The following is a 15804-nucleotide window of genomic DNA, read 5'->3' on the forward strand; positions in this document are numbered from 1 at the left end:
GGCTTCGGTGGCGGCGCGCCCCGTGGCGGCGGTGGCTTCGGCGGCGGCGGTGGCGGATTCGCTGGCGGCGGCGGCGGTGGTCGCGGCATGCCCGCGCAGGTCGTTGGCGAAGGCAAGGGCGTCGTCAAATTCTTCAACGGGCAAAAGGGCTTCGGCTTCATCGTTCGTGACGATGGCGGCGAAGACGTTTTTGTCCACATCAGCGCAGTCGAGCAGGCTGGCCTGACGGGTCTGGCCGAAGGTCAGCAACTGGGCTTCACGCTGGTCGATCGCGGCGGCAAGGTGTCGGCGACTGATCTGGTCATCGACGGTGAACCCATGCCCGTCACCGATCGCGGCCCGCCGCGTGAAGCGCGCGAACCCCGCGCTGGTGGCTTTGGCGCAGCGCCTGGCGGCTTTGGCGGTGGCGCGGAACGTGGTGGCCCGCAGCGTCAGCTGACGGGTGAGCGCTCCAGCGGCACGGTCAAGTTCTTCAACGCGATGAAGGGCTTCGGCTTCATTCAGCGCGACGACGGCCAGCCTGACGCTTTCGTCCACATCAGCGCCGTGGAGCGTGCCGGTATGGCCGCGCTCAACGAAGGTGATCGTCTGGACTTTGAACTGGAAGTCGATCGTCGCGGCAAATATGCTGCGGTCAATCTTCAGTCGAAGGCGGAATAAGCCAGACTGCTGATTGTCTTATCGCCCCTGTTACAGGGGAGAGGATCAGAAAAGGGTCGCTCGAAAGGGCGACCCTTTTTCTGTCCGGGGTATGGCGCGCCCGCTCTGCAACGATGAAGGTCTGCTCCGTCTTTGAGATTGTTACGCAACCCAATCGGGGCATAGGACTTATCTCTGGATAGTCGGACAGGCCGGTGAGTGGGGGAGCCTCCTAGAGTGCGATCGATGAGTAAGAATCCCGGCAAGCTGCGCCGCTGGTGGGGTATTTGGGCCGTAGGCGGTGTGGATCATGCCGCCGTGCTGGAACAGATTGCGGAAGATAGTGGCTGGACCGGGCGTTATGCGTTCCTGATTCTCATATCGGCGGCGATTTCGCTGCTAGGGCTGCTGATGCCATCGGTTGCCGTGCTGATCGGCGCGATGCTGCTGTCGCCGCTGATGATGCCGATCATCGGGCTGGGTTTTGGGATCGCGACGCTCGATTTTCGGGAGATCCGGCGGTCGGCCTTTGCGCTGGGCGCAGGGTCCGTTATCGCAGTGCTGCTTTCGGTCCTGCTCGTGTCCATTTCGCCGGTGCAGACGATTACCAGCGAAATCGCCGGACGGACGCAGCCCACATTGTTCGATCTGCTCGTCGCTTTGCTATCGGCGATTGCAGGCGCCTATGCCCTGATTCGCGGGCGGGGCGGCACGGTGGTCGGCGTCGCGATCGCTATCGCTTTGATGCCGCCGCTGGCGGTCGTGGGCTTTGGCATTGCGACGATGAACTGGACGGTGTTCGCCGGGGCGTTGCTGCTCTTCTTCACCAATTCGGTGACGATCGCGCTGACGGCGGCGCTGGTCGCGCGCGTCTATGGCTTTGGCAGCCATTTGTCGCCGCATCATACCGGCTGGCAACTGGTCCTGTTCTTCGTGGCCGTTGGTGTTCTGGCCGTTCCGCTGGGCGCAGCGCTGCGGCAGATCGCGTTCGAGGCAGTCGCGCAGCGGCAGGTTCGCGACATGGTCCGCGCCCGTTTCCCCGGCGACTCGCGCCTGAGCCAGATCGACATCGACTTCAAAAGATCGCCGATTCAGGTGCGTGCCGTTATGTTGACACCCTCTGTCGTGCCGAAAATCGACCCTATCCTCGCCGCCGATCTTGCCCGGCGTCTGTCGCGTCCGGTCGATATCCATGTCGATCAATTGCGCATTTCGCTCGATGCCGGTGCGGCCGAAGTCGCCCAGATCGCGCAGGCGGGCGACGCCAAAGGTCTGCCGCCCGCAGGTAGCCGGGAACGGGCCATGGCCGAGTTGGCGTTGATCGCAGGGACAGACGCGTCGGCGATTCGCGCCAATGTGGTCGAGCGGACTTTATCGGCGACAGCGGCTTCGCTCCCTGGTCTGGGGCTGGAAGGCTATCGTGCGCTGGAGGCGAGGGCCAATCGGCTGCTGCCCGGCTGGACGGTCCAACTGGCGCCGCCATCGGATATCGATCCCCCCGGCATCGCAATAACGCAGGGTGTCGTCGATGGCGAAGCGCTCGATCTGGCGGGATGGGCGTCGGCGCGGCTGTCGAGGACGATTTTGGTCAGCGGCGGCCTGCTGGCGCAGCGTCGCGCCATCACGCAGGGCATCGTCGCTCGCGGTGGCCGGGCGGAAAATGGCACCGCAACCGGGCGCTTGCGCCTGCTTTGGGCGCCGCCGCCTACACCCGCCTGAACGGAAAAGGCGCGGTCGTGCGTTCATAGCTGTGCAGGTCGAGCGCACGCGTGACCAATGGCAGCGCGCGGTCGGGGCAGGCGCGGCGTTCGCACAGATGGCAGGTCGGGCCGATCTGCGTGGCTTCGTCCTTGTCCAGGTCGATTCCGTCGGCATGGACGATCCGCCCACCATGTTTTGCCTCGCACCCCAAGGCGATGACGGATCGGCTGCGCGCATCGTCCCGTCCGTGGGGCAGCGCGATGGCCAGTGTAACGAATCGGCGACCGTCGAGCGTTTCGATCAACTGGGTCGTCACCTGATCGGTCGTGCGTACATCGTGCGCGTCCCAGCGGGGACAGGCACCGCCATAGCGGGCGAAGGGCCAGGCCTCGCCATCGAATCGTTTGGACAGGATGCCCGCCCGGTCGATCTTTGCCATGAAAAAAGGGACGCCGCGCGCACCGGTGCGGTTGAGGCTGGTCAACCGATGGGCCAGTTGCTCGATCGAGACGCCGAAACGGTCGCGCAGCAGCAGCAGGTCGTGGCGGCTTTGTTCGGCGGCCTGCCGGAAACGGTCATAGGGCATAATGAGGGCGGCGGCGGCGTAGTTGGTGAACGCGATGGTGGCGATACGGCGGCTGTCTTCGTCGGGCGGCGCGGCGCGGTTGACCTGTGCGGCGATCGCTTCGCTCAGTTCCTGCGCACATAGATGATAGGCCACCGCAAACAGTCGCCCGGAGGCGGGCATCCGCTCGTTGAGCATCAGCCGCCGCCGGTGCATGTCATAATGGCGCACCGTGCCGGTCAGGATTTCCGCGCGGACGACCTGCGTCGTCATGCCATGCCGGTCCTTCAGGCGGGTGCGGAGGGCGGCCTGCATCATGGCAGGATCGTCGGGCAGTTGCGCGGCAATGGCTTCCGCACCTGCGTCAATTTCGGCGAAATGATTGCCCGCGCGCGCGATGGTTTCGCGCAGCCAGTCGATGGGTGCCGCCACTGGCGCGGAGCCGCCTGTGTCAGGAGTTTCACCGGGCGCGCGGCGCAGGTCGCTCAGGGCGCGATAGAATCGGGTTATCGCTTCGCTGACGCCGGGATAGTTTTCCGCGACCTCGAGCATTTCGTCGCGGCCGACGCCGATGTCGCGCACCAGCGCGTCGGACAGGATTTCGGTCAGATCGCCCGCGCCGCCTTCGGCCGGGGTCGCCGTGAAGTCCCGAATGTCGATGTCGTAGGTGTTGGCGAGGCGGAGCAGCATTTGCGCGGTCAGGGGACGCTGGTTGCGTTCCAGATGGTTGAGATAGCTGGCGGATACGCCCAATTCCTCTGCCATGCGCGTTTGGTTCAGCCCCAGTTCGCGGCGCAGCACCCGCAATTTGGGACCAAGATAAAGTTTGCGATCGTTCAGTTCTGCCATTCTGTCATTGTGTCATGAAATGACAGATATGCAAAATATTATCATGACAAGGCGTCACTCATCGCCCTTCCTGTCGGCACGCATGGCGCTATTGTTGTTTCAGCGGCCATGAACGGCCCATAGGAAGGATGCATGATGACACAGGATACGAGCGGACACCCCCAGCCAGCCCGTTCGCGGGCCGTGTTTTCACCAGAGGATTTCGGCCTGATCCGCACCGCCATCGCCCATTATCTGCGCGAAGTGCAGGACCAGCCGGAATCGGTCAAATATGCCAATCTTTATCATCGGTTGGGTCGGGTGGGGTAATCCTGCGGATGGAGGAGGGCGCGGATGTTATCTCTGCGCTCTTTTTTATCAAAAGCAGCGTTTTCCCGCGCAGGCGGGAACCCAGTCCCGGCGTTTCATCTGGGTTCCCGCCTGCGCGGGAACACGAAGGTGTTAGAACAACAGCCTCGGCCCGTAGCATGGCGGCATCCCAATTCATCCTCCCCCTGTCGGAGAGGTCGCTGGCGCAGCCGGACGGGGCGGCGTCATCCTATCGAGAGAGTGACACCCCTCCGTCACGCCTTCGGCGCGCCACCTCCCCTGCGTGGGGAGGATGACATTTAGAACAACAGTGTCAGCCAGTAGAATAGCGCGCCGATCAGGGCTGCGGCGGGGAGGGTGACGACCCAGGCTATAATGATGCTGGAAGCAACGTTCCAGCGGACTGCCGACAAGCGCCGCGATGCGCCGACGCCCACGATCGCGCCGGTGATGGTGTGGGTGGTCGATACCGGGATGCCCAGATGGGTAGCCATGAACAGGGTGATCGCACCGCCCGTTTCCGCGCAGAAGCCCTGCGCCGGGGTCAGCCGGGTGATCTTCGATCCCATGGTGTGGACGATTTTCCATCCGCCCAGCAATGTGCCGATCGCCATGGCCGCCTGACAACTGAGCACGACCCATAGCGGCACATGGAAACCGCCTGTCAACATGCCCTGTGAATAGAGCAGCACCGCGATGATCCCCATCGTCTTTTGCGCGTCATTGCCGCCATGGCCCAATGAATAGAGGGATGCGGAGACGAGTTGCAGCTTGCGGAACACCCGGTCCGCGCCCTGCGGCGTGAAGCGGCGGAATATCCAACTGATGACCAGCACCAGCAGAAGCGCCAGGATCAGGCCGATGGCCGGGGACATGACGATCGCCGCGCTGGTTTTGAACACGCCGCTCCATACCACGGCGCCAAGGCCAGCCTTGGCCGTGCCGGCGCCGAGCAGCCCACCGATCAGCGCATGGCTGGACGAGGATGGGATGCCCAGCCCCCAGGTGATGAGGTTCCACGCGATCGCGCCCATCAGCGCACCGAAAATGACCGGAGGCGTGATGATGCTGGCTTCGACAATGCCCTTGCCCACCGTTTCGGCGACATGCAGGCCGAAAAAGAGGAAGGCAATGAAGTTGAAGAAGGCAGCCCATGCGACGGCATATTGCGGTTTGAGCACGCGTGTGGACACGATCGTTGCAATGGAATTGGCTGCATCATGCAGGCCGTTCAGAAAATCGAATGCCAGCGCGACGGCGATCAGCGCGACGAGCAGGGGAAAGGCGATATGGGCTTCCATGAATCTATCGGTCCCGGCGCGTCAGGCGTGGTCGATGACCAGGCCCGAAATCTCGTTTGCGACATCCTCGAACCGGTCGGTGACTTTTTCGAGATGGGAATAAATGTCGCTGCCGACGATGAAGTCCATCGGATTGCCCAGCCGCGCCTGCGCATAAAGCGCCTTTAGCCCGGATTCGTGCAGCTCGTCAGCATGACCCTCCAGCTTGACCAGCCGTTCGGTCAGGTCGTGCAGGCGAGTGGCGTTGAGGTTGAGCGAGCGCAGCAGCGGCATGGTTTCCGCCGTGATGCGCGCGCATTCCACGATGATGGCGCTCATATCCTGCATCTGCGGCGGGAAGTCCGTGACCTCGAACAGGGCTATCGCCTTGGCGGTCTGGTTCATCTGGTCGATGGCGTCGTCCATCACACCGATGAGGCCGGTGATGGCGCTGCGGTCGAAGGGGGTGACGAAGATGCGGCGGACATCCTGCAACACTTCGCGGATGATATCGTCCGCCTCATGCTCGCGATCGGATATGGTCTTGATATGCTGGGCCATGTCCGGTCCGCCCTTGAGCAGCCGGGCCAGCGCATCGGCTCCCGCCACCAGCGTTACCGCATGCGCTTCGAACTGTTCGAAGAAGCGGCCCTGCTTGGGCATCAATGCCTGAAACCAGCTGAGCATTCCCGTCCTTTCGCTTTGCTTGTCCCTGAACCACAGCAGCATCCGAAAGAACCAGCCCGGTTGCCGGGGCGGTTCGCGAAAGGCCGCTATGATCGCTTGCAGATCGGGTTCGTCGACCGCCCGCGCGGCCTCCGCAACCGGGAACCAGCGCAGTTCCCGTTGCCCCTGTTCGGGCCATTGCGTCAGTTGGCCTGTCACGGCAAGAGGGAAAACTTCAACCATTGCTTCGCGCGCGCTGCCGTTGCGCTTGCGCTTGTCATAGCGGTAACGGCCCAGCGATGCGGGGCAGGCGATGCCGTGGATGCCCGCTTCTTCATAGGCTTCCAGCTCGGCGGCGCGATGCCCGGCCAGCCCCTTGATCCGGTTGCCCTTGGGTATGACCCAGCGCCGCGTGTCCCGCGACGTAATCAGCAGGATGCGCATGGAGCCATCGGGCGCAGTGGTATAGGGCAGGGCGGCGATCTGTCGCATAGATCAGCTTGTAACAATATTGTCACAAGGCGCAATGACCTGCGTCAGGTTGCGGGGCGGTTTGCGCCGCCCCGCCATGGCACGCCTATATCGAAAAGCGCGCCGTTACGCGGATGTCGCGCCCGGCGAGCGGGGCGAAATCCTTGAGCACGCTGGCATGGCGGCGTGCATCGACGTCAAAGATATTGTTGGCCGACAGCATCAGGGTGGTGCGGTCATTATCCCTGAACGGTTTGAAGGACAGGGACGCGTTGACCATCGTGTAGCCATCGGTCGCGGTTTCCGATGTGGCGATCCGGTTCTGGTCGAACACGCGCTCCACTTCGCCGCGTGCGGTGATCCGCGCACTTTGCGCTTCCAGCGCGCCGAGCAGGCGAAGGGGGGGGATGCGCGGGGCGGGGCCACTGCCCTTGATCGTCGCGCGGACGTAATCGGCGACACCGTCGAAGTTGATCGCATAACTGCCGACCTGCGCCAGTTTCAGTGTGGCTTCCGCTTCGAACCCATAATAGCGCGCATCGGCCTGCTGATAGGCATAGCAGGGAAATTCGAGTTCTGCGCCGCCATTGGCCGTCTGGCACACGCTATCGGCCACGACCGTGTCGTAGATATAGCCGTTGAACCAGTTGTGATAAGCGGCGAGATTGATGCTGTAGCCCTCACCCTTGCCGCGCAGCGTGGCTTCTACGCCCCAGCTTTTTTCCTTGGTGAAATCAGCATTGCCCAGTTCGAACGCCTGCGTGCCCGCATGATTGCCGCGCGCGAACAATTCTTCGGCGGACGGCGCGCGCTCGCTGCGCGACAGGTTCACGCCCGCACGCCAGCCCGGCACGATCGCCTGGCTGATGCCCAGCGAACCGGACAGGGCGTTAAAGCTGCGGCGATGGCCGCCGGTGAACAGGTCTGCGTCCGCATCGGCAGCCAGATCGGTATGTTCGTATCTGCCCCCGGCCTCCAGCCGCGTATTGCCCAGATCGACCGATTGCAGCGTGAAGACGCCCAGCTGATTGGTTTCGTTTTTGGGCAGGAATTTCTCTTCGCCGATCGCCTGGAACCGACGGGTGAAGAATTGTGCGCCGAACGCGCCGTCCCATCCGCCACGCTTGGCCTGAATGAACTCCAGACGGCTTTCCATCGACTGATTAAGGAATGTCGTGCCGACTTCGCCCGATGGTTCGATTTCCTCATGCTGATAATCGGCCCAGCCCGCGCGCAGGCGGATCGAATCGAGGAAGCCGCCATTGGTGGACACTTCGCCGCGCAGGTCGGCGCGGGTCTGGCGCATGGCCAGCGTCACATCCTCATGGCTGTGACCGGGCGCTTCGTCGCTATGATCTTCCAGATCGAACCGCGCCGGGACGCCATAGCGATTGTCGGTGTGGGAGACCGACACGCCCAGATTGCCGCGATCGGTGATATAGGCAAAGCCGCCCGCGACTTCCCATGTTTCGGCGGCGGTGTTGGGCAGCTTGCCCTTAAGCTGGCCGTCTTCGCGTACTTCGGGATCGGCGGAGGCTGCGGCGATGTCGCGCATCGGCTTTGACAATATATAGCCGCCCGTGCGCAGATCGTCGCTCTTGCTCCAGCTGCCGTCGAGATGAACGACCAGATTCTGGGTCAGCGGTGCTTCGACCGCGCTGCTGACCGTGCGCTCGTTCGCCGCGCTGCCGTAGGTGGCGAGACCTTCCACATGGATGGGTTCGTCGGGCACACGGCGCGGAATACGGCTGTCGATCACATTGACCACGCCGCCGATCGCCGATGAACCATAGAGCAGGGCGGCGGGGCCACGCAGGATTTCGATCCTGTCGGCGGTCAGCGGATTGATGGCCACGGCATGATCGACCGAGGTGTTGGACACGTCGAAGCTGCCGATCCCGTCGGTCAGGATGCGCACGCGTTCCCCCTGAAACCCGCGCAGGATCGGGCGGGAGGCGTTGGGACCGAAGGAAGTGGACGACACGCCCGGTTGCCGCGCCAGCGTTTCGCCGATGGTGGTCCGCAATTCGCGCGTCAGCTTGTCGCCGGTCACGACGGTCGTGCCGGACAGGATATCGCCCTGCCGCCGGGGGATGAGCGCGGTGACGACGATGTCGGAGCGATTGTCATGATAGGCGCTCTGACCGGTGGCGTCATCGGGCGCAGGCGATTGCGCCAGCACGGGGAGGGGGAGGCACAGGGCGAGGAGGGCGCAGCCAGAGCGTAGCGACGGAGAAGACAGCATCGTGGATCATCATCCTAGGACAGAGCGGATGTGACCCTATATCTAGTATGATACATCATATCAACAACGGCTCGCCGCATTTTTGCTGCGCTGCGATGTAAATGTCACGGGGCTTACAGGAACAGGAAATCCGCCAGAGCTTCGACGCCAGGCGTTTCGGTCGCTCGTGGGCTGATGGCCTGCCGAACCTCGATCGACGGCAGGGGCAGGTCGAGCGCGATCCGTTTGATACCCGCCATCCGCCCCAGATCGCGCGCTAACGGGCCAAAGGCCGCGAAGACACCCTGACCTTCGCGCAGGGCGGTCAGAATCGCGAACATATTGTCGCTTTCCAAAACGACTGGCCCGGTAGGTGCGTGGACACGCGCCATGGCCTGTTCGACGATGGCGCGCATGGCGTTGCCGCGCTCCATGGTCAGGACAGGGGCGAGGCCCAGTTGCGCGCGCGACACGCTGGACTCGCGCGCCAGCGGATGGTCTGCGCCGGCATAGATGTTGATCGCTTCCGACCAGCCATAGCGGGACGGGGGATCGGCCGGTTCCTCCAGCGCGTAGAAATAGGCGATGTCGGCCCGCCCGTCGCGCAGCGCGTCGGCGGCGTCGGTGGCGGTCAGCACATGCAGGTCCAACGCGATGGCGATGTCGTCATTGACCGATTCGAAGGTAGCCAGCGCATCCTGCACATGGCCGAAGACCGGGGCGGGGGCGGCGAGGGTGATCGTCCGGCGTCGGGGGGGGACAGGCACTTCGATGGTCGGGGCGGGGTCTGCAACCGGCACGGGCGCAGGCTGACTTTCCCACGTTTCAGGCGCGTCCTGCGACAACAGGGTCATCGCCTGTGCAGTTCTGCGCCCCGCTGGCGTCAAACGCGCCCCGTCCACATCGTCGAACAAACGATAGCCCAGACGCATTTCGAGCGAGGATATGTCGCGCACGATCTCATCTGCCGGGATGCCCGTATCGCTGGCGCATCGCGCGACGCTGCCAGCGGCCACCATCTGCGCGAATATATCCAACTGGCGCTGGGACGGGCTTTGCATATCAGCCTGATAGAGGAAATGTGGGTGCGGGTTAAGGGCGATCTTGCCGGGCGATCACGCAAGGATCGCGCTCATGAGATATTGACGAAACCACCTAGATGATGGCAGGGCGCTTTTCTGCCGGGCGGGTATAGCTCAATGGTAGAGCACTAGCCTTCCAAGCTCTTCAATATCCAGCAATTCCGGGGCTAAGTCTGTAAAACGGGCGAAATTGCGGGTGTTTCTAATCAATAGGTTAGCGGCCCGCTGTAAACGCTGATAGCTTCGATCGCCTCGCAATCGGGATGATCATGATGGACGACGCGCTCAAATCTCGCTTCCGCAAATTCGCCGACAGTTGGAACGATGACGACCAGGTCGACGACGACGGCCTGACCGGCGCGGATCTAAAGGCCATCGCCGAAACCCTCGAGCGGGTTGCATTGGTGCCGCGCCTGAAGCTGGGCGAAGATTGATTAGAGCGGCAATGTCCCGGTGGATTTATCGCCACCCTTACGCTTGAACCATGGCACGTCGGTGCGGTCCACAGCCAGTAGCTCAGCCGGATAGGGACGGTCGAAGCGATAGAGATCATCAAGGGGCGCGCTCAACCATGTCGCCCAGTCCTCGGGATCGAGGATGACGGGCGAGCGATCGTGAATGTCAGCCAGCTCGATCGCGTTCGCGGTCATCACGCCGGTGTAGCACGTCCCCCATTCGTCGCTGTCGGTCCATAGACCTGCCCACGCAAATATTGGCTGCGCCTTCACAGACAACCATGTTTCCGTCATCCGGCCCTTGTCGCCCACGGCTTCAGCAAAGCGCGCCGTTGGGATCAGGCAACGGTTGCGCGGCTCGACCGCCCAGCGCTTCCAGAAGGTGCCGAGCTTATCAAAGCGAGCGTTGTTTGCGGGCTTAGGCTTCAGCTTGACGGCGGGGTCGCGTTTACTGCGCAGGGCGACCGGAAAACCCCAGGTCATTTGCTCCAGCACCATCTCGCCATCCTGAAACCGGATGACGCTGCCCGGCTCTTTCGGATGGACGATCAGCGGACCTTCGTTGAAACGCGCGCCCAACTTCGCCCCGAACAGGTGCAGCACCTTTTGCGTGTCGCCGCGCTCTGCCCGATTGCACATGCTGGCAAAGTGGTTCGCGATGAGCCGAGTGTCAATCGCTTGACCGACTCGGGCGCGATGTTCTTCATCCGTTCTCATGGGGGCAGCATGGATACCAACGTGGGCGCAAACAGTCGGCGCAATGGTTGCAAGCGGGGCTACCGTCTCGGCGGCATGCTCGAAATGCGGCTGCCATCGCAAGGTCGATCTGGCAAAGATCGTCGCCATCAAAGGGGCTGACTATTCCCTGGTCAACCGCCGGTCGCCCTGCCGCATCACGACGGAGTGTGCTGGATGGGTTAAATTCCACTACAGCGCAGGCGAAGGAACTCCGCTGCGCCCGCTATGGGAAAACGATGTGGTGTTTCCCCGCTGGTTCGATGAATTCGGCGCATCGGGGAAAGGGTCGAAATAATGCGCCAGCCAGTCACGGCAGCGCCAGCACATCAAACGTCACGCCAGCGCCAGCAGCTTTGCGTGGCAGCAGACCAAGGCCGATGAGTGACTGGTCGACGTAGCATTTAATCGTCGCGCCGGTAGTAGTGACCGTTCCAGCCACCGGATAGCAGGACGGCGCGATCGTGTCGTTGGCCGTGACATATTCGGTGATGGTCAGGCCGGGGACGGACGGCATAGCCGCCCAGGTGATGACCGCCGTCCCGTTTGCCGACGTGACCTGCTGCTTGACCGTGCGCGACAGGCGGGGAGCCTGATCGTCCACGCGGCGAAAACGCAACGACGATCCCACCGTGCCCGCCGTCATCATGTCGGCGCTGGGCACCGCGTCCGACGGCTTGGGGATAGCCGCCTGCGCTGCCGCCAGTTGAGCCGCAAGCGCGTCGATCTGCGCCTGCTTGGCCGCCAGATCGTTGCGGCTGGCGACCTGGCTCGCGTCGATCGTGCCGCCAGCCAGCGATTGCGCCGACGCTGGCATCGGTGCCAGCGCTGCGAGGATGAACAGGATCATGCGCATGGGGTAATCCTCCTACTGAAGCGGAAGGCGCGAGGCCGGGCCATACATCGCCGCACCAGCCTGCCGATATGCAGGGGGCAGTGGATGGATGCCGTCACCTGTCCAGCCGCCGCGCCACTTCTGACTGCCCGGGGCGAGTTCCACCGCCGCGCGGAAGTCCCAATAGTCGAAGTTGATGCGGATGCTGGTGTTGAGCGAATCGACAATCCCCGCGTTTGTATGGGCGGTCTGGTCGCTGCCATCGATCGCGGTGAAGGTCGTCCCGGTTACGATCGGCGATATGGTGAACTGCGTGTAGCGCTTGCCCGGGAACAGCGTCTGGATGCGCTGCAATTCGGTGAGCGTGGTGGCGGCCGCAATGCCGTTGAGGCTGTCGTTCACCCCATAGTTGCTGACGACGTCGGAGAAATAGGCGGCCAGCGCTATCCGGCGCGGCGCGTTCGCTGCGGTGAACTGGTTGGCGCGGGTCGATGAGACGCCTAAATTCGAATAGGCATAGTCACCGCCGACCACGCGGGCCAACAGGCCTTGGTGGCCGGAATAATCGGATGCAGCGTCCGTGCCGCCACCCGACATGATGCTGTCGCCGATTCCCATGAATGACCGGCGCGAAGTCTGGCCAATGATGGCGAGCGGCGCGACGTGCAGAGAGCCGATATTGCCCAGCCCACCTGCGGGGCCAGCGCCGCCGCCCATGGTCAGATCAGCGGTGGCCGTACCGCTGTTGAACCCATCGCCCGGGCGTGCGGGGAAGTTGCCGCGATAGGTCCAGCCGCTGGTGCAAGACAGCCACCACCGCACCCAAAAATTGCCGCCACGCGGCACCGACGTCGTGATCGGATCGGGCACGACGACATCGCCGGAATTGCCCGCGCCGGTCGCCGCGCCGGCAAAGCGATATTGGGTGTAGGTGCCAGCCGGATATTCGAGCGCCGCCGTGGTGGTGCAGGTGCCGCCGTTCGGTGTCTCAACGTTCGTCGCCTGCGGCACATACCAGTTGAGGCCAAGCACCGGGCGCGGGAAGGATGTTTCCGTCGCGACATAGCCTGTCCGGGTCATCGTCTGATACGGCGACCCAGCATTGGCCGTCATGTTTGCGACCACGCCGCGACCGGCCACCGCACCCAGGTAGGTGGCATTTGCAGCCGGGGCCGGATTGCTGATCGTTTGGGCCTGCGCGACCGACAGCGTGGCTGACAGGAGGATCACAGCCCATGCGCGCTTGATAATGCTCTTCATATCACTGGCTCACTATGACGAAGGTGGCGGACGATGTGCTGGCGGCGACGCTGACCTGATCGGTAAGGATCACGCCGCCCGGCGACGCGCAGGAGAAAGAACCGCCCGCCGCGATCTGAACCGCGCTTGCGTCCGTCGCGCTGCCCGGCGCACCCAGAAATATTCGAAGTGTCGTAGCGGACGTGTTCTGGAGCAGGCAACCATTGCGCGCGCTGTTGGCGGCAAGGGCCGACTGATATGTGTTGGCGGTGGTGATCGTGCCGGGGCTGACCGTCGACGTCGCCCGCACAGGGCCGGATGATCCGCCCCCGCCGCCCCCGCTTGATGTCGGGCACGGCACCCAAGTGGTGCCACTGTCATTCGAGCAGTAATTTGCGCCGGCGGGCAGGAAGCCACCGGGCACCTGCGCCTTTGCGGTCGAAGGCACCTGCGCCAGAGCCGCGCACGGCGAAAGCAGCAGGGCGAGCGCCAGTGCGCCCGCCCATCGGAAAAAGGTCATGGCAATATCCTTTGAACTAGAGAGGGGATCAGCTGCGGACAGCGGCTATTCTGCCAAGCGCCTGTTCCACGGACGGCTTCATCATCGCGTAGCCAGCATTGTTCAGATGATTGCCGTCGCCCGTGATTGCGGCATCGGTCATCGGCGGCGCTTTCAGCTTGCCACTGTTGCGGCTGCTCTCCACCGGATCGGCGAGTTCGATATAACCCGCAAAGTCGTTTTGCCCGGCGCGCACGAGGTCGTTAAAGGCAACGCGATTGGCGTTGTTGCTATCGACAGTCTGCCCCGTCAATGTCGCCCAGGCATCGCTACTTGTGGTCTTCGGCATAATCGTACCCTGCCACCAGATCTTATCGGGCGCATAAGCGCGAATGGCGGACCGAAGGGCGGTCAGCTGGGCTGGCGTCACGGTGGAGCCGTTCAAGTCGTTCGTGCCCAGATTCAAGATCACGTGCGTCACATTGGGGAAAAGCAGCGATCGCGAAGCGAAGTTGATTGGAGTGGCGACATCGGAGGCCTTCTGCGATCCTCGGCTCAGATTGATGACGCCATAGCGGGGCGAGAGGGCAGGCTGGGTCTGGCCGGGATAGGGAACTGTATTATTTCCGTTGCCGATCCCTTGGTCTCGGCTGTCGCTAACGATCATGAATGTCGGCCTGTTCGTCTTCGCAATGAGGATGCCGCTGATCGCATTGCCACCGGCCGTGCCCACCCATGCCGGGTTCATCGTCTGATCGGCCACGTTCGCGCCAAAGGTCTGCTGATCGCCGATCGCACCAAATGCCTGCTGGTTGCCAGCGATAAGGATGCCTTCCGCGCTGGCCTGCCGGATATGCAGCTTGAAGAACGCACCGCGAGGGATAGTTACGGGGATAGGGTCGGAGGTCAGCCACGGATTGCCGGGCGCAGCAACCCCTGCCGCCGACCCGTTCCATTTCACCGGCGTCACCGTGCCTATGGGATATTCGATCGATGCGTTATAATTTCGGGGCTGAGTTGCCTGCACTTCGCCCGACGTCGAAAGAAAGAAGTTTGGCAATTTCAGGCGCGGCATGACGATGTCGTCGCAAGCATAATCGGCGCGTGTAGCCATGATCGAAAGCAAGCCCGCATTGAGGGCTTCCGGCGGGATGAAGCGCGTATTGACGACCCCCATGTAACCGGTCGGATCATAATCGACACGCACCTGCTTGAGTTCGAGCATGATCGCATTCTGCTTCGGCGAGTTGGCCTTGCCCGCCAGCGTTTCGGTCAGGATCACGTTCGCCTTCAGACCGACCACGGGCGTGCCCGACAGCGAGCGTGCCGCGCTGTTCAGCGTCCACCCACTGGGCAAACCGCTCGCGGTGATGACGGACCCAGCCGTTGCGCCTGTGATGGCGAATGTGGCCAGCACACCGATAGCCAGATCGGGGCCGGACAGACTAAGAGGGGCGAGCGCGCCACCGTTGATCGCTGCCCATTTCGCTGCACGAGATGACATAGGCTTCACTCCAGTTTAAAAAGATTGGATGAGGAAATGGTTGGTCGGATTAGAGGCGATCTTGATCGGCGGGCTGTCGATCGCTGCCGTCTGCACCGGGCTGCGCAATGGGGCGGGCGCCATCTGGCACTTGGTCTTTTGACCGGCCGCGCAGGCGGTTGACGATGGACGCGCCAAGATCAAACAACAGCAGCCCGACCTGCATAGTGGACGCGATCTTCCCACCACCCCGCGCAATTTTGCCCAGTCCCATCAGGGTTGCGCCCCGGTCGCGGGTGGATCGGACGGCGGCGCGTTCGCAAGGCTCTGGCCCATGCGATCGACGCTCCGCTGGGTCCAACGACCCTGCACCGCCTCAATGATGCGCTGAAGCACCAGTAGGAATGCAGCAACGTCGAATCCACTACCGATCAGGTTGCGCTCGATCGCCCGCCACAAGAGGATCACGACGCCAACGGCGACGGCCGCCAGTAGCGCAATTTCACTGCCATGATCGGTCAGCCTCACGCAGGGCAGCTTCATGCCTCATTCCTCGACACGAGCGCACCGCTCGCCAGCAGCTTCACCGGTGCGCCCAGCACCGGCCAACCACGCGGCCAACGTCGGGCGATGCAGCGGCTCTTGGCCAGCCGCATGATGCTGACGCAGTCGCCCTGATTGCCGCCCAAAACATGATAGTGGCTGGCGTCCTCACCGACATAGAAAGCGACGTGTCCGCCGCCCTCCCGGTCGAACACAAGAATCGCGCCGG

Annotated in this window: 16 protein-coding genes and 1 pseudogene; 4 read left to right on the forward strand and 13 right to left on the reverse strand. The window is 63.0% G+C overall.

The genetic code is table 11. The features are described from left to right. Positions 1 to 660, forward strand: a 660-nt coding sequence (locus tag WA070_RS10885) for a cold-shock protein (RefSeq protein ID WP_422633965.1), incomplete at its 5' end; no start/stop codon positions are given. A gap of 225 nt (positions 661 to 885) precedes the next feature. Beyond that, on the forward strand, positions 886 to 2358 hold the full coding sequence (locus WA070_RS10890) for a DUF389 domain-containing protein (RefSeq protein WP_422633966.1): 1473 nt from the start codon (positions 886 to 888) through the stop codon (positions 2356 to 2358). On the opposite strand, the gene WA070_RS10895 is transcribed toward WA070_RS10890, so the two are convergent. Then, positions 2345 to 3754, reverse strand: coding sequence for a helix-turn-helix domain-containing protein (locus tag WA070_RS10895; protein ID WP_422633967.1), 1410 nt, complete (start codon positions 3752 to 3754; stop codon positions 2345 to 2347). The two genes, WA070_RS10890 and WA070_RS10895, sit on opposite strands and share 14 nt — an antisense overlap. Positions 3755 to 3886: 132 nt before the next feature. On the opposite strand from WA070_RS10895, the gene WA070_RS10900 reads away from it, so the two are divergent. Then, the gene (locus WA070_RS10900; RefSeq protein ID WP_422633980.1) at positions 3887 to 4063 is read left to right on the forward strand and encodes a hypothetical protein; all 177 of its coding nucleotides are present in this window, start codon (positions 3887 to 3889) and stop codon (positions 4061 to 4063) included. A 299-nt stretch (positions 4064 to 4362) separates the two neighbouring features. Here WA070_RS10900 and WA070_RS10905 read toward each other — a convergent pair whose 3' ends face one another. The 4 genes from WA070_RS10905 to WA070_RS10920 all read right to left on the reverse strand — a co-directional run bounded on the left by WA070_RS10905 (position 4363) and on the right by WA070_RS10920 (position 9765). Beyond that, positions 4363 to 5364: an inorganic phosphate transporter gene (locus WA070_RS10905; protein WP_422633968.1), complete on the reverse strand. Its 1002-nt coding sequence runs from the start codon at positions 5362 to 5364 to the stop codon at positions 4363 to 4365. Positions 5365 to 5385: 21 nt separating this feature from the next. Next, complete coding sequence (locus WA070_RS10910) at positions 5386 to 6501, reverse strand: DUF47 family protein (protein ID WP_422633969.1); 1116 nt, start codon at positions 6499 to 6501, stop codon at positions 5386 to 5388. A gap of 85 nt (positions 6502 to 6586) precedes the next feature. Beyond that, the gene (locus WA070_RS10915) at positions 6587 to 8725 is read right to left on the reverse strand and encodes a TonB-dependent receptor (RefSeq protein ID WP_422633970.1); all 2139 of its coding nucleotides are present in this window, start codon (positions 8723 to 8725) and stop codon (positions 6587 to 6589) included. A 113-nt stretch (positions 8726 to 8838) separates the two neighbouring features. Next, positions 8839 to 9765: a LysR family transcriptional regulator gene (locus tag WA070_RS10920; protein ID WP_422633971.1), complete on the reverse strand. Its 927-nt coding sequence runs from the start codon at positions 9763 to 9765 to the stop codon at positions 8839 to 8841. A gap of 290 nt (positions 9766 to 10055) precedes the next feature. On the opposite strand from WA070_RS10920, the gene WA070_RS10925 reads away from it, so the two are divergent. Then, positions 10056 to 10220: a hypothetical protein gene (locus WA070_RS10925; RefSeq protein ID WP_422633972.1), complete on the forward strand. Its 165-nt coding sequence runs from the start codon at positions 10056 to 10058 to the stop codon at positions 10218 to 10220. Here the strand turns inward: WA070_RS10925 and WA070_RS10930 are convergent, their stop codons facing one another. From WA070_RS10930 to WA070_RS10965, 8 genes and pseudogenes are all read right to left on the reverse strand, one after another. Next, a complete protein-coding gene (locus WA070_RS10930; protein WP_422633979.1) occupies positions 10221 to 11087 on the reverse strand; it encodes an SOS response-associated peptidase family protein in 867 nt (288 codons plus the stop codon). It abuts the gene before it with no gap. A 199-nt stretch (positions 11088 to 11286) separates the two neighbouring features. Continuing rightward, positions 11287 to 11832: a hypothetical protein gene (locus WA070_RS10935; protein ID WP_422633973.1), complete on the reverse strand. Its 546-nt coding sequence runs from the start codon at positions 11830 to 11832 to the stop codon at positions 11287 to 11289. 12 nt (positions 11833 to 11844) lie between these two features. Next, entirely contained in the window at positions 11845 to 13071 is a 1227-nt protein-coding gene (locus WA070_RS10940; RefSeq protein WP_422633974.1) for an SGNH/GDSL hydrolase family protein, read from the reverse strand. Between the two features lies 1 nt (position 13072). Further along, the gene (locus WA070_RS10945) at positions 13073 to 13570 is read right to left on the reverse strand and encodes a hypothetical protein (RefSeq protein ID WP_422633975.1); all 498 of its coding nucleotides are present in this window, start codon (positions 13568 to 13570) and stop codon (positions 13073 to 13075) included. A 28-nt stretch (positions 13571 to 13598) separates the two neighbouring features. Then, on the reverse strand, positions 13599 to 15053 hold the full coding sequence (locus tag WA070_RS10950) for an SGNH/GDSL hydrolase family protein (RefSeq protein ID WP_422633976.1): 1455 nt from the start codon (positions 15051 to 15053) through the stop codon (positions 13599 to 13601). A 49-nt stretch (positions 15054 to 15102) separates the two neighbouring features. Next, a complete protein-coding gene (locus WA070_RS10955) occupies positions 15103 to 15306 on the reverse strand; it encodes a hypothetical protein (RefSeq protein ID WP_422633977.1) in 204 nt (67 codons plus the stop codon). Continuing rightward, a complete protein-coding gene (locus WA070_RS10960; RefSeq protein ID WP_422633978.1) occupies positions 15306 to 15575 on the reverse strand; it encodes a hypothetical protein in 270 nt (89 codons plus the stop codon). Before WA070_RS10960 ends, WA070_RS10955 begins: the two co-directional genes overlap by 1 nt. Continuing rightward, positions 15572 to 15804, reverse strand: a pseudogene (locus WA070_RS10965) (TIGR02594 family protein); the annotation flags it as partial. The gene WA070_RS10960 and the pseudogene WA070_RS10965, both read right to left, overlap by 4 nt.

This window comes from Sphingobium sp. (assembly GCF_049304695.1).
Lineage (GTDB): Bacteria > Pseudomonadota > Alphaproteobacteria > Sphingomonadales > Sphingomonadaceae > Sphingobium.

Coding starts and splice junctions, on each gene's coding strand:
- WA070_RS10920 (WP_422633971.1), bottom strand. CDS start 9,765: ATGCAAAGCCCGTCCCAGCGCCAGTTGGATATATTCGCGCAGATGGTG.
- WA070_RS10945 (WP_422633975.1), bottom strand. CDS start 13,570: ATGACCTTTTTCCGATGGGCGGGCGCACTGGCGCTCGCCCTGCTGCTT.
- WA070_RS10935 (WP_422633973.1), bottom strand. CDS start 11,832: ATGCGCATGATCCTGTTCATCCTCGCAGCGCTGGCACCGATGCCAGCG.
- WA070_RS10915 (WP_422633970.1), bottom strand. CDS start 8,725: ATGCTGTCTTCTCCGTCGCTACGCTCTGGCTGCGCCCTCCTCGCCCTG.
- WA070_RS10960 (WP_422633978.1), bottom strand. CDS start 15,575: ATGAAGCTGCCCTGCGTGAGGCTGACCGATCATGGCAGTGAAATTGCG.
- WA070_RS10890 (WP_422633966.1), top strand. CDS start 886: ATGAGTAAGAATCCCGGCAAGCTGCGCCGCTGGTGGGGTATTTGGGCC.
- WA070_RS10955 (WP_422633977.1), bottom strand. CDS start 15,306: ATGGGACTGGGCAAAATTGCGCGGGGTGGTGGGAAGATCGCGTCCACT.
- WA070_RS10895 (WP_422633967.1), bottom strand. CDS start 3,754: ATGGCAGAACTGAACGATCGCAAACTTTATCTTGGTCCCAAATTGCGG.
- WA070_RS10950 (WP_422633976.1), bottom strand. CDS start 15,053: ATGTCATCTCGTGCAGCGAAATGGGCAGCGATCAACGGTGGCGCGCTC.
- WA070_RS10930 (WP_422633979.1), bottom strand. CDS start 11,087: ATGGCGACGATCTTTGCCAGATCGACCTTGCGATGGCAGCCGCATTTC.
- WA070_RS10925 (WP_422633972.1), top strand. CDS start 10,056: ATGATGGACGACGCGCTCAAATCTCGCTTCCGCAAATTCGCCGACAGT.
- WA070_RS10900 (WP_422633980.1), top strand. CDS start 3,887: ATGATGACACAGGATACGAGCGGACACCCCCAGCCAGCCCGTTCGCGG.
- WA070_RS10905 (WP_422633968.1), bottom strand. CDS start 5,364: ATGGAAGCCCATATCGCCTTTCCCCTGCTCGTCGCGCTGATCGCCGTC.
- WA070_RS10910 (WP_422633969.1), bottom strand. CDS start 6,501: ATGCGACAGATCGCCGCCCTGCCCTATACCACTGCGCCCGATGGCTCC.
- WA070_RS10940 (WP_422633974.1), bottom strand. CDS start 13,071: ATGAAGAGCATTATCAAGCGCGCATGGGCTGTGATCCTCCTGTCAGCC.